Source organism: Methanocella sp., from assembly GCF_035506375.1.
Classification (GTDB): Archaea; Halobacteriota; Methanocellia; order Methanocellales; family Methanocellaceae; genus Methanocella.
Window position 1 is genome coordinate 24,995 of record NZ_DATJPM010000004.1, and the last position, 12,342, is coordinate 37,336.

12 protein-coding genes are annotated in these 12,342 nt (G+C 53.8%); 2 read left to right on the forward strand and 10 right to left on the reverse strand.

The window, feature by feature from the left end; all coding sequences use genetic code 11:
• Positions 1–102 precede the first annotated feature (102 nt).
• From VMC84_RS00590 to VMC84_RS00635, 10 genes are all read right to left on the reverse strand, one after another.
• On the reverse strand, positions 103–330 hold the full coding sequence (locus VMC84_RS00590; protein WP_325377097.1) for a hypothetical protein: 228 nt from the start codon (positions 328–330) through the stop codon (positions 103–105).
• A 187-nt stretch (positions 331–517) separates the two neighbouring features.
• Positions 518–1,399 (reverse strand): hypothetical protein, encoded by an 882-nt coding sequence (locus VMC84_RS00595; RefSeq protein WP_325377099.1) that lies wholly within the window; start codon positions 1,397–1,399, stop codon positions 518–520.
• A 9-nt stretch (positions 1,400–1,408) separates the two neighbouring features.
• Entirely contained in the window at positions 1,409–2,296 is an 888-nt protein-coding gene (locus VMC84_RS00600; protein ID WP_325377101.1) for a tetratricopeptide repeat protein, read from the reverse strand.
• A gap of 2 nt (positions 2,297–2,298) precedes the next feature.
• Complete coding sequence (locus VMC84_RS00605) at positions 2,299–3,288, reverse strand: PAS domain S-box protein (RefSeq protein ID WP_325377103.1); 990 nt, start codon at positions 3,286–3,288, stop codon at positions 2,299–2,301.
• A gap of 248 nt (positions 3,289–3,536) precedes the next feature.
• The gene (locus VMC84_RS00610; protein WP_325377105.1) at positions 3,537–3,962 is read right to left on the reverse strand and encodes a secondary thiamine-phosphate synthase enzyme YjbQ; all 426 of its coding nucleotides are present in this window, start codon (positions 3,960–3,962) and stop codon (positions 3,537–3,539) included.
• Positions 3,935–5,389, reverse strand: coding sequence for a hypothetical protein (locus VMC84_RS00615; protein ID WP_325377107.1), 1,455 nt, complete (start codon positions 5,387–5,389; stop codon positions 3,935–3,937). The genes VMC84_RS00610 and VMC84_RS00615 overlap by 28 nt, the downstream gene beginning before the upstream one ends.
• Positions 5,389–6,105: an ABC transporter ATP-binding protein gene (locus tag VMC84_RS00620; protein ID WP_325377109.1), complete on the reverse strand. Its 717-nt coding sequence runs from the start codon at positions 6,103–6,105 to the stop codon at positions 5,389–5,391. Before VMC84_RS00620 ends, VMC84_RS00615 begins: the two co-directional genes overlap by 1 nt.
• A 149-nt stretch (positions 6,106–6,254) precedes the next feature.
• Entirely contained in the window at positions 6,255–7,406 is a 1,152-nt protein-coding gene (gene ftsZ, locus VMC84_RS00625) for a cell division protein FtsZ (RefSeq protein ID WP_325377110.1), read from the reverse strand.
• Between the two features lie 1,000 nt (positions 7,407–8,406).
• Complete coding sequence (locus VMC84_RS00630; RefSeq protein ID WP_325377112.1) at positions 8,407–8,808, reverse strand: hypothetical protein; 402 nt, start codon at positions 8,806–8,808, stop codon at positions 8,407–8,409.
• A gap of 11 nt (positions 8,809–8,819) precedes the next feature.
• Positions 8,820–9,077, reverse strand: a complete 258-nt coding sequence (locus VMC84_RS00635; RefSeq protein WP_325377114.1) for a hypothetical protein — start codon at positions 9,075–9,077, stop codon at positions 8,820–8,822.
• A gap of 165 nt (positions 9,078–9,242) precedes the next feature.
• On the opposite strand from VMC84_RS00635, the gene VMC84_RS00640 reads away from it, so the two are divergent.
• Complete coding sequence (locus VMC84_RS00640; protein ID WP_325377116.1) at positions 9,243–10,589, forward strand: DEAD/DEAH box helicase; 1,347 nt, start codon at positions 9,243–9,245, stop codon at positions 10,587–10,589.
• Positions 10,589–12,148: a DUF790 family protein gene (locus VMC84_RS00645; RefSeq protein ID WP_325377118.1), complete on the forward strand. Its 1,560-nt coding sequence runs from the start codon at positions 10,589–10,591 to the stop codon at positions 12,146–12,148. The genes VMC84_RS00640 and VMC84_RS00645 overlap by 1 nt, the downstream gene beginning before the upstream one ends.
• Positions 12,149–12,342: the final 194 nt, after the last annotated feature.

Here is a 12,342-nt window from a genome sequence, read left to right on the forward strand (position 1 = left end):
ATATGATTCAACAGCTATAAGGCTTTTCTTTTTATATAAACTCTTTAGGGCGCCGGCATGCATCCTGAGAAAATCCACGAGTGCTGCCCGGTTCAAAAAAGTTCACGTAAATTGTTTTTCGTGTTTTCTAACCTCGTGAATGGTCAGCAACGCGGCGCCTGCCAGAATACATGCTAGCATGATCGCTAACTTGGCCAGGTTACCGGCGTTCACTTTTAGCAGGTCCAGTGAAATAATTATCAATACCCCGATAATGGTCCCCAATATCACTCCGAAGAACGCTCCGGCGCAGGCAGTCATTAATCTCTGATAATCATAATCCTCAGGCATAAACGACTCATCTATTTTTTAATATAAATATCTAATTAATATAGGTATCATAAGGTTATTCACTCATTTCAATTGTATCCGCCTCTTTTTTTCTATCGGCCCCGGTAGATATCGTCTTTTTGGCCAGTTAACAGACGATTCATTTAATCGACGCTATCGGAGTAACGTGCTTACGCAATATACTTTTTCAAACGACGAAGCCCTGGAGCCAGATGATGCCGCTCACGTGGTCGCCTTTATGGATCTTCTCCCGAATGGCGTTTTCTGTCGCGCAGACATAAAGGTCGATGACCGAGTCGGCGCCGGTACGGAAATCCACCCGTATCACCTGGGCTTTCGTGCCCGGTACCTGGCACTCCAGCACATCCTTCACGCGACCCCTGAACACGTAGTCGTCCAGGTCACCGTTCTCGTAGCGGAACGCCAGGTCGGATTCGACGTTTTCATGGGCTTTTTTATCCCCGGCCATCCGCTTGTTCGAGAGCACATAGGCGATGCCCGCTAAAAGCACCCGGGCATCCTTTCCAGGAAAATATGTATTCTTATTCTTAAAGTATAAGGCGTCGAAAAAAGTGATGACCGAGCCTTTCACGTAGGCTTCCAGCTGCCCTTCGTAGCCGTTCCGGCATTCGGTGATCTCCGTGAGGCGCACGTCCACCGGGCGGCCGGTATTGAAGAACGGGAAGCTGCAAAGCGTATCCGCGTTCTTCGTGAGGGTGATGAGCTTCATACATGGGAACTCGGATATGTAGGCGGAGACCACATCGTCTCCGTATATGACAGTCTTCTTTTCCCGGGTAGCCTGCAGGGCTATTGCCTCAAGAGCCTTTACGTCCGTGTCGCTGCGGGCGATCACCCGCATGTGGCCCGCGTGATCGATGTCCATCTTGATATGATCAGGCTTATGGACAGGCGCCGGCGCGGCCTCGGTATCCATGTTGAAAAAGGACTGCACTACCGGCAGCTTGCCGGGCGGCTCCTCGTTCTTTTTGGCACTGCCCAATATGCCCCTCAGCCTGTTCAGCAAGACGACGGCCCCCTCTTTAGGTAGTATGTGCTGGCGGAACATTAATTTTTCTTAATGCGCGGCCGCCGCCTTTTCAAGCTCGTCGTAGATAGACAGGATCCAGTACTTGGCCACGTTCGCCCCCTGGTCGTCGCCGATCTGCCGGGCGATGGTCAGGGCAAGCTCGTAGCACTCCATAGCGTTCTTTAGATCGCCCAAGGTTCGATAAGTAAAGCCCAGGTTGTTATAGACGACGCGCAGCCCATACTTATCGTCTATTTTTTCCGCCAGGCGCCGGGCCTCTTCGAACTTTTGCAGCGCCTCGTTATGGCGGCCGAGGTTATTGTATGCGCCACCCATATTATTTAAGCAGACCCGCTGGCCGCGGCCGTCCTGCAGCGCCTCGGCGGCCTTGTACGATTCCGTAAAATAATCAATCGAGCCCTCGTAGTCCCCAATATTGCAGCGAGCCACGCCGACGTTACACAGGCTCGTCTCGATCCACTCTCTATTGTCGTTGTCACTCGCTGTCTTGAGCGCGGACGTATACTCGTCAAGGGCACGGTCGTATTTACCCATCCGTGTGTAAAGGCTGCCGATGGCGTTCTGCATGGCGGCGATCCAGTCATTGTTCCCTGATTTTTGGGCAGTAGACAGCGCCTTATTGAAAAGCTCGAGGGCGCGGTCATAACGCCCTGATTCCATGCAGATCACGCCTTTGTATTTGTCCACGTAAAAGGAGTCGTGGTTGTCCGTCAAAATAGCATTATTCAGGTTCAGGTACGCGTCCCGGGTATAGTTTAAGTAATAGAGAAGCAAGCCCCCGAAAAAGTGATAATAGGGGTCGTCGCCATCGAGCATGGCACGCTTCTGTTCCAGGCGGAGCAGGTTCTCCGAGGCCTTGAAGTTGCCCCGGCGGCGCTGCCGCTCGACCTCCTCCATCATCTCTTTCAAGCTCATAATTAAAACAATATGCTACGGCATGATAAATCTAAGACAAAAAATATCGCGGCCACCCCTATCACGGTCAGCGCACTCCGGTAAGGCTTTATACGGTCGACCTCGTACGCGATGGTGGAGGCGCCCAGCACCTGGCCGTCGCTATCGATAATTGGCGAAACGGTTAATGATACCGTGATCCTCTTTCCGTCCTTGCGGACCCGTTCGGTCTCATGGTGCATGATACGCTCGCCCCGCAGTATTTTTTCAAATATGTCGTTCACTTCGCCCCGGCGCTCGGGCGGGACGATGACGGAAACTTTATTGCCGATCATCTCCTCCGCGGTATACCCGTAGATCCGCTCGGCACTCTTGTTCCAGCTCGTGATGGTGCCGTCCAGCTTCTTGCCGATGATGGCGTCGTTGGAGGACTCGACGATGGCCGCGAGGAAAGACCGCTGCTCCTCGAGCCGCTTCCGCATGGTAATGTCCTCGAAGATAATGTTGGCGCCGATATCGCCGTTCTCATACAGGATGGGTATGAACTTAATCTGGAAATATAGCTCCTCGATTCCCCGCTTATAGAGGGCTTCGATACGGGAATGGATGCCTTCCAGCGCCTGGCGGGCGTATGGGACGATGTCGGGTTCGAAACGGATGGGGAATGAGACGTCTGTTATACACCGGCCCATGGTGTCTTCCCGGTCGGTCCCCGTAAAGTCCAGGAACTTCTGGTTGACATTCGTGACCTTGAGGTCCTTATCTAGCATGACGACCATGTCCGGGGAGATGTTGATCAGGGAAAAGACCGGCACCCGCTGCGACAGGTAGAAAACCTTCGAGCGGCCGAACGTGTGGACTTCAACCTGCCCCGACGCGGCCAGCACGTCGAGATGGCGGCCCATAGACTGGCTGTTCATGCCGATGCTCTCGGCGACCTCGCCCACTGTCATGCCCTTTGGGTTGGCCTTTAAGACCTCTTTTATCTGCTCTGATAAGCTGCGGCTATCCATGGAGTTATCCTTATGCTATTTTTTTACATAATATATAAAGTATTGATATTAATAACACATATGTATAATCATTAACCGAAATCTTTATTTAATATAACACAGAAGTTTGTTTACCATATAATGGTACGATGATAAGTCTATTGTGTCCGTTAGACCTCCGGGAGCCACATATATCAATCCCACCATATTTAATCCAGCTAGAGGCGATAAAAATCCTTTCCCGGGGGTTCTAATGGATTCCCTCGTTCTTACTTTTCTTCAATGCCTATAAGCATTTTACGCCTGCGAGGGCCGTCGAACTCGCAAAAATAGATGCCCTGCCATGTGCCCAGGGCCAGGCTGCCGCCGATGACCGGCACGGTCACTGTAAAGCCCATGAGCGAAGCCTTGATGTGGGCATCTGAGTTGCCTTCGGCATGGCGGTAATTCCCTTTTAGCGGTACCAGCCGCTCCAGGCCGACCAGGATGTCGGTGACGACGTCGGGGTCGGCGTTCTCGTTGATTGTCACGCCGGCCGTCGTGTGGGGCACGTAGACGTAGCATACGCCTGATGTTATGCCGCTCGCCGCGAGCTCCGAGGCCACCTGCGCCGTCACGTCGACCATCTGGGCCCTGGCGCTCGTGGACACGGCGACCTCTTTCCAGATCAAGCCCGGAACTCCTCCCTGTCCCATTTCATGTCGATCCTCCTCAACAACAGCAGGGCGGCGACGCCCGCGGCAGTCGCGATGATGATGCCCGGCCAGAGCAGCATATTGGTGAATGACGTGACGATAAGGACGATGAGCACAGGCGCGACGGCAAGCCAGTAGGTGAGCAGCACCTTATAGTCGAAGAGCAGCGAGTTCGTATAGACGCCGGTCATGTACGCGATGACGGCCGCCACATAGGCCGAGACCATGATCATGGTGTAGAAGGCGTATGGGAACAGCCCGTATTCGGCGCGGCTGATGCAGATCAGCGCGAGATAAACGGTCGACACGACAACGTTCAATATCATAAAGATGATGAGCTTGGCCTTTATGACGTCCGACATTTTTATGGGCAGCGTCTTGTAGCACTCGATGGTATCCATGCGGTTCAGCCAGCCGTATAGCTCCGAGGCGAAGAAGCCGATGACCACCGAGTAGAATATCGTGTTGAAGCCGAAGCTGATGGCCTTGCCACCCATGATGAACGTCAACGCCACGGGGAAGATCCAGAGGAAGCCCCACAGGAACAGCAGCGGTATAAGGAAGCTGAATACGACATAGCTCAATGAGCCGCTCCGCACCAGGTCTATCCATTCCTTGGCGGCCAGGGTGCCGTATTGCCCGAAAATGGCGAAGCGCTTCTCCGTCTCCAGGAAGTGGCTCGTGTAGCGCTTCTCCACGGCCGGCGCCGGCTTTTCACGGATCGCCAGCAGGGAGAACGCGGAAAGGACGATAAACACGGCATAGCCGATGAGCGCGCCCGTCCAGTTGCCGTTCAGGTATGAGCCCGCCGGCGGCGTTAGCATCCCAAGCGCATCGAGGATGCCGTATTGCATAGAGAGCCAGGCGATCGCGGCGATGATGGCGACGCAGATCACGGCGAGAGCGGCACGGCTCCTGACCATAACAGTCGTGAGGGCGAACATCAGAGAAACGCCTATGAGGAACGCCGCGGTGAACGTGACCGCCGCGAGGGGCAGGTTAATGTGAAGGCCGGTGACGAGCGTCGATATCCAGACCCCGAAGAGCACCGGCAAAATGTTCATGAGCAGGTAATAGACCAGGTCCTTGACGTAGAAATACGAGAATATCTCCTTGTAGCTGATGGGCAGGGTCCCGGGCGTGCCCAGGAGCATGCGTACGCCGCCCATGCGGCGCTCCAGGATCGGGTCCTGCATCATGGCGAAGCCGCCCACGAGCATGCCGGCCACGAGAACACCGATGTGACCCACGTAGACGATATCCTTGACTGACATCGCCGTGCTCATCGGCAGCAGCATCAGGCCCATGATGAACGATACGGCCAGTATCATGAACGGGTATACCAGGAACGAGCTCCGGAACATGGACGACTGGGCCCGGTACTCCTCCTTGATGAGCAGAATGAAGAGGTCGGGGCGTAGCTCCATTATGCGGCCTCCACCACCAGCCTCATGAACACGTCCTCCAGGCTCTCCTGGGAATGCTTCAGCTCGGACAGCCTGCCCGAGGCGATGAGCTTTCCGTTATACAGGATGCCCACGCGGTCGCATAATTTTTCGGCGATCTCCAGGATGTGCGTCGAGAGGAAGATGGTGCCGCCCTCCTTGACGTAGGTGCGCAGGTACTCGCGGGTGTTGCGCTGGATAATGGGGTCCAGGTCCAGGAAAGGCTCGTCCAGGAAGAGCAGCTTTGGCTCGTGGACGAACGCGGTGGATAGCATGACCTTCTTCTTGGTGCCCTTGCTTAAATCCTTACAGAGAACGTCCTCCTTGGACTCGAGCCCGAAGAACTGTATCCAGCGGTCGATCTTCGGCTTGGGGTCCTGGACTTTTCGCAGGCTGCAGGCCAGGTCGAGGTATTCCCTGACCGTTAAAAAGCTAGGAGGGTATTCCATCTCGGGCACGATACCGATCTTCCGTTTAACACCGATGGGGTCCGCCGTGACCTCGGTCCCCATGACCACCGCCGTGCCCGAAGTAGGCGCCAGCGAGCCCGTCAGGATGCCGATGGTCGTCGTCTTTCCCGAGCCGTTCGGCCCCAGCAGGCAAAATGATTCTCCTTCTTCCACCGTCACGCTGAGGTTACTCAGCGCCTCCAGGCTACCGTACCTCTTGGTCAACTCATTAGTCGTTATTGCGGCCATGCGTATCAGTGTAGGTTAAGCGATACTGCAATAAATAATTAGCCGTCCTGCGGCTGATATTAATCGAAAAAAAGAAAAGGTTTGGCGTCCCTTTATCGTTTTTAGATTTATTTGTTTACTTAAAAATTAAACAAGTGAAGGGGTTGCCTTCACTTGATCACGTCGATGATGGACTTGGATACTTTGCTGCTTCCTCGTATCGGGATCCTGCCCGCCGGCATCTCGTCCGAGTCGGCGGATGCGGCGGACTTCTGGCCCTTGCCCATGATCTGCGGCGAGTTGACGCCGGTCATGATGGCCAGTACCCTTACCTTGCCCTCATAGTCCTTCTGGACCCTTGCGCCCCAGATAACGTTGGCGTGGGAATCCAGCTCGTACGTGAGCGATTCCGCGATGTTCTCCGCCTCTCTCAGCGTCAGGTCCGGGCCGCCGGTGATGTGCACCAGAGCGCCGGTGGCGCCGCGGTAGTCGACGTCGAGCAGCGGGTGGTTCAGCGCGTTCCTTACGACGTTGTCGGACTTATCCTGGCTCTTGGTCTCGCCCACGAGCATGACGGCGACGCCGCCCGCGTTCATTATGGCACGGACGTCGGCGAAGTCGAGGTTAATGAGCGAAGGCCTCGTGATCGTCTCGGATATGCCCTTGACAGTTTCGGATATCAGCTGGTCCATGACCGAGAAGGACTGCTCCAGGGGCAGGTTCGGGACATATTCCAGCAGCCGGTTGTTGTCGAGCACGATGACCGTGTCCGCGGCCGACCGCAGGTCAGCGATCCCCTCTTCTGCCTTGACCATCCTGGCTCGTTCTACCTTGAACGGCGTTGAAACCATGCCTACGACGATCGCGCCCTGTTCCTTAGCGACCTGCGCTACGATGGGTGCTGTGCCGGTACCGGTTCCGCCTCCCATGCCCGCCGTGATGAAGACCAGGTCAGCGTCCTTTAAGACTTCCTGCAATGTGCTTCTCGCCAGCTCGGCCGCCCTCTTGCCTATCTCGGGGAAGCCGCCTGCGCCCAGGCCCCTGGTCAGGGACTTGCCCACCAGGATCTTCTTGTCCGCCTTGATGACGTCGAGGTGCTGCTTATCGGTGTTGACGGCGATAGTCTCTGCGCCGTTGACGCCAATATTATAAAGGCGGTTAATGGTATTGTTACCGGCACCGCCGCACCCGACGATCTTGATCTGGGGTAAACCGAAGTCCTCAAAATCATTGCCAACGGTATTTTCCCCTTTATCGTTCCTGTACTCACGTTCCATTTCAGTATATTTTAGTGCTTCCTGCACTACAGAATCAATTCCCATTGTGTTTCCCATCCCCAATTTTATAAATGGACGGCATGCTTTTATGGGCGACACTTTCATCCGTTTGGGGTGGATGTCCTAAAGCCCGACCTTAGCATTCCGTCGTTTCACGTTTTTACGGTTTTACGCGCATGTTTTCATTCGCACGTGTACTCAAGCCGTCCCTGTGTTATGAGTGCCGGACGATTTTGTGTGAGGGTGGGCCAGTGACTCGGCCCTTAAAGGGCTGAAAAATGGAGCGTTACTGCAGGCTTATCCATAGAAAGCCTTCGCTGACAAATCAGCGTATGTCGATGAGTTTTTCTCGATCAACTACTCCATCCAAACCCTAAAATTATATACGTTTCAACAAATATTTATACTTGCTGGACCGGTCGGTATGTAAGCGCATACTTTTGGGAAAAGTAGAATATAGTTTAAATTTTTTCCGTATAGAATTTGTTCACATCTTCTTAAGTCATAAAGGGCGTGGCGGACACTATTTTCACCACAATGGCCAGTAGTTCCGTGTTTGTTTTGTAATCGTTCGTCCTTTGTTTGTGTCGTTCGCTGATTTGTCCGGTTTTTCAACACGAAAACACGAATTATTTTTTTAATCCCACGTAAGGGGCACGAACCGCACTAAAGTGGATGCTTTCACGTCAAAACACCAAACAACCTCTCAAAAGCACGGACCTCACTAAATTAACTTGAAACACTAGAAAAAGCATATAAAATAAAGCATTAAGTTCATGCCGTCCTCGTGGTTCAATCCTTTAGTGTTTTAGTGCCATTGGAGAGGTTGTTTCGTGTTTTAAGCGCCAGGCATGGACCTTAGTGATTTTAGTGCCCCTTACGTGGGACTAGAAAAGAATTCGTGTTTTCGTGTTGAAAAACCGACGGGCAGTACGAAAGTGGAAAACAGGGCAAAGGACCACTAAACAAACACGGAACTACTATCCGTAGCTTTGTGAGGAAAAAAATGATGTATTTAACTAAGCATATATTTTCCCTAAAAGATTCATATCTTCAAAGTCAGCCGATTTATGATAAGGCTGGCGATGAGGCAGATGGCGAATCCGGTGAGAAGCGTGTCCAGGCCGGGCAGGCTCATCTTATCGACGATAAAAGACGCGCCAGAGACAAGGGCGATTACGAAGACCGTTATGCCCAGCGCGACCGCGGCCCCGCCCATGAAGGCGGCCAGCAGGTCGTTGCTCGCCTTATCCAGCAGGACCGCCGCCGCGATAAAGGATATCGCGAAGACGACGAGGATGATAGCCAGGGAGAGCGGGAGACTCATCCCGGAGAATAAATAGATGAACCCCAGGCTCGTGAGCATCATGAGGATGGATATGATGACGGATACGCCGAGCGCCTTGCCGATGACTACGACCGGATCAGAATCCTCGAAGCCGAACATGATAATAGCCATTAGCCTTTAATGAATTTATACATTATTGCCATGACGCCGACGAGCAGGCCGATGGCTATGACGGCGGCGAAGGCCAGATTAGTGAAACTGTTCGAGCCGAAGAACAGGTTTATGATCGTGTCGAAGACGGAGACTATCACGCCATTCCCGACCTGGCCCAGAAGAATGGAGCCGTGGAACCCGAAATAGTCCAGCGCGACGACCACCAGTGTTAGTGTTATAATAACCACGATGAGAATACGGTAAATCTTTTGCATGTCCATTCTCCAATAGTGATAATTCCGCTTTCGCTTAATATAGTTGTCGAGTTTGAATTTTATAAAAAGGGTTTTTTCGTAATATTTTCGGGAAAGCCCGCATGTATAAGCCAAATTTATTCTTCGACCGGAATGATTATTTATAAACTCTGCATTCTGATATCGATGATCCACCTCACCTACGACAGGGGCACTATTCTCGTATACGGCAATGTCCGCGTGCCGGGCTCCGCCTGGGACTCCCGGGCGGGCGCGTACCGGGCCCCGGCCTACCTATACAGGGATATAAAGGCGTATGTGGAGTCATCGGACTTTTCATACAGGGACGACGTTCTCGACCTCGTGCCGACGCCGGGGCTAACGATGAAGACGGTGTTGCGTGACTACCAGGAAAGAGCCGTGCAAGCCTGGGACCGGGCCGGCAGCTGGGGAGTCGTGGTGTTACCCACGGGCTCTGGCAAGACACACGTCGCCATGAAGGCCATCTCGATGGTAAGCCCGGCCATCGTCATCGTCCCGACACTCGATCTTCTGGCCCAGTGGAAGGAGAGGCTTGACGAGGAGTTCGGCATCGACACGGGAGTCTACAGCGGCGAAGAGCACCGGCTGGGACCGGTGACAGTGGCGACCTACGATACGGCCTATATCCGGGCCCCCGGGCTGGGCAACAGGTTCCGCTTAGTGGTTTTCGATGAAGTCCATCACCTGCCGTCTCCGGGATACCTGAGCATCGCCGAGATGTTCGCCTGCCCGGCGCGTCTGGGCCTGACAGCGACATACGAGCGTGAGGATGGCCGCCACTTAGAGCTGCCCAGGCTGGTCGGAGGCAAGGTCTTCGAGCGTAACGTGGAGAGCATGGAAGGCATCCACCTCGCCCCGTTCGACCTGAAGCGCATCTATGTGAAGCTGACGGCGGGCGAGGAAGAGCAATACCTGCGGGACATGGAGATCTATAAGAATTATTTAAGGGACAATAACATTATCCTCCGCACGCCCCGGGACTTCGAGCGTCTGGTCATGCGGAGCGGTCGCGATAAAGGAGCGAGAGAAGCGATCTTAGCGAGACACCGGGCGCGGGCCACGGCGTTGAACTCTTCTTCCAAGATGGAAGCGCTTGCCGACGTGCTACAAAAGCATTCGAGCCCGGAAGACAAGATCATCATTTTCACAGAGCATAATGACCTCGTCTACCGCATCTCAAAGCAATTCCTCATTCCATTCATCACGTATACGACCGACAAGGGCGAGCGCAGCCGTAACCTGTCCGAGTTCCGGGCGGGTAATTATAAAGCGCTGGTCACGTCCAAAGTACTGGACGAGGGCGTGGACGTCCCGGACGCCAATGTGGGCATCATCCTGAGCGGCAGCGGCAGCAAGCGCGAGTTCGTCCAGCGGCTGGGCCGTATTTTACGGAAGAAGGGCGATAAGAAGGCCATCCTCTACGAGATCGTCTCGGGCAGCACCAGCGAGGTCGATACGTCGTACCGGCGGCATAAGGCGGTGGAGCGCTGATGCTGAGCGCCGACCTGCTCAAGACACGGGTCCGTGGCGACCGCATCATGCCGGCGTTCGTCGAGGAGGACGACGACAGCCTGGCGCTCGCTGAAGACATTATCCAGGCTTTCCTGGACCATACGGGAAAAAAGCTGGGCGAGCTGAATTATATACTGGAAGAAATGGAAGACCAGGGCTTCGATTATCGGCTCGTCCGGGGACTCGTGGCACTTCTCGAGCGCCGGTGTACGCTGACCGTGGAAAGCGCCGCATCCCCCGAAGCCGTCAGGCGCGAGGTATTTTCCGTATCAGGATCTCCAGCCATAACGCCGGAATCCCGATTAATAGCAATAACAAAGGCTGCCACGAACCTCAGTATCTCCCCGGAAGCCGTGGAATCATCGATGTTCGCCGACCTCGAATCAGAGCTTATAATCGGCGGCTTTTCCCCTCCAAAGCCTGCGGCACTTTTAGAGGAATACAACCTGTCGCTGGCCCAGACCATGCTCTTTAAGGCAACGGAAATGCGGTTCAAGGCCTCGTCAAAGCATAAGGAAGTCCTGCGGTCGGTGAAGCGCCTCGGCCTCATGTACACGGCCGGCTACGATAATGGGCGCCTTGATATATCGATAGACGGGCCCCTATCCGCTATTAAGTCTACCGAACGCTATGGCACCTCGCTGGCAAAGCTATTACCTTTCATTGTCGCCGCGCCCGGCTGGAGCATTGACGCTTCCATCGTGCGCAAGGACTTCAACGGCAATCCCCGGCTATACCAGTTCAACTTGACGGAGCATGCGCACGGACACCTCTTCGGGACTGCGGCAGGGACATATGAGGATATGGAGTTCGACAGCGAGCCCGAGGAAAAATTCTATAATTCGTTTATGAACGCGGGTACCGGCTGGAGCATCGTACGGGAGCCGGAGCCGCTCATCACGGGCAGATACCTGTACATACCGGACTTCCTACTAGAAAAGGACGGCACGAAGGTGTACGTCGAGATCGCCGGCTTCTGGACGGCCGAATACCTGAAAAGAAAAGTGGCCAAGCTGAGGGAATTAAAAGATATCAACCTGATCGTGCTTGCCAGCACCCGCCAGTCATGCGACGCCTTTAAAAGCGTGACGGAGAACGTCATCCTCTTTGACCGGAAGATACCACTGAAGGAAGTGCTGGACCGGCTCAAGGCCTGGGACGAAGAAAAAGTCGCTGATGGTGTTACCAGGCTTAAAAAGTCCGGCATAACGATCGATGGCGACGTAGCCCACCTCGAGGATATCGCACTAAATTTGGGAACAAGCATCGACGTGGTCCGGAGGTATGTCGAAGAAAACGTCGTGCCCGGTTATACGCTTGCTGGAGACGAACTGCTTTCCGATGGCATGCTCGATGCCCTACGAAAGGTTTTGCCGGCCAAAATGCCCTATACGGAGGCTTCCGCGACCATACGCTCAAAAGGCGTTGCGGCGGCCGACCCCGTGCTCAAGCTGCTCGGATACACGGTAAAATGGAGCGGTCTAAACCCGGAAGATGCGATAGTCTATAGGCCGACTCCAAAACAAGTGGCGAAATAGTAAAAATCGATCTGTACGGGCTCTGGTTTTGAAATGTTTTAATATGCTATTCCAACGGTCGATATGGACCTATATGGTAAAACAATGGCGATGGGCTACCTTTCTTGCCATATAAGCGATGGGCTGGCAATGCATATAATAGTAAACTATAAATAGTATAAAGGTATTAGACAGCATATTGTCTGACAATATAT

What these genes read in the sequence shown, in the direction of transcription:
- ftsZ (WP_325377110.1), bottom strand. Translation starts at nt 7,406, where the DNA reads ATGGGAATTGATTCTGTAGTGCAGGAAGCACTAAAATATACTGAAATG.
- VMC84_RS00640 (WP_325377116.1), top strand. Translation starts at nt 9,243, where the DNA reads ATGATCCACCTCACCTACGACAGGGGCACTATTCTCGTATACGGCAAT.
- VMC84_RS00635 (WP_325377114.1), bottom strand. Translation starts at nt 9,077, where the DNA reads ATGCAAAAGATTTACCGTATTCTCATCGTGGTTATTATAACACTAACA.
- VMC84_RS00645 (WP_325377118.1), top strand. Translation starts at nt 10,589, where the DNA reads ATGCTGAGCGCCGACCTGCTCAAGACACGGGTCCGTGGCGACCGCATC.
- VMC84_RS00615 (WP_325377107.1), bottom strand. Translation starts at nt 5,389, where the DNA reads ATGGAGCTACGCCCCGACCTCTTCATTCTGCTCATCAAGGAGGAGTAC.
- VMC84_RS00590 (WP_325377097.1), bottom strand. Translation starts at nt 330, where the DNA reads ATGCCTGAGGATTATGATTATCAGAGATTAATGACTGCCTGCGCCGGA.
- VMC84_RS00605 (WP_325377103.1), bottom strand. Translation starts at nt 3,288, where the DNA reads ATGGATAGCCGCAGCTTATCAGAGCAGATAAAAGAGGTCTTAAAGGCC.
- VMC84_RS00620 (WP_325377109.1), bottom strand. Translation starts at nt 6,105, where the DNA reads ATGGCCGCAATAACGACTAATGAGTTGACCAAGAGGTACGGTAGCCTG.
- VMC84_RS00600 (WP_325377101.1), bottom strand. Translation starts at nt 2,296, where the DNA reads ATGAGCTTGAAAGAGATGATGGAGGAGGTCGAGCGGCAGCGCCGCCGG.
- VMC84_RS00630 (WP_325377112.1), bottom strand. Translation starts at nt 8,808, where the DNA reads ATGTTCGGCTTCGAGGATTCTGATCCGGTCGTAGTCATCGGCAAGGCG.
- VMC84_RS00610 (WP_325377105.1), bottom strand. Translation starts at nt 3,962, where the DNA reads ATGGGACAGGGAGGAGTTCCGGGCTTGATCTGGAAAGAGGTCGCCGTG.
- VMC84_RS00595 (WP_325377099.1), bottom strand. Translation starts at nt 1,399, where the DNA reads ATGTTCCGCCAGCACATACTACCTAAAGAGGGGGCCGTCGTCTTGCTG.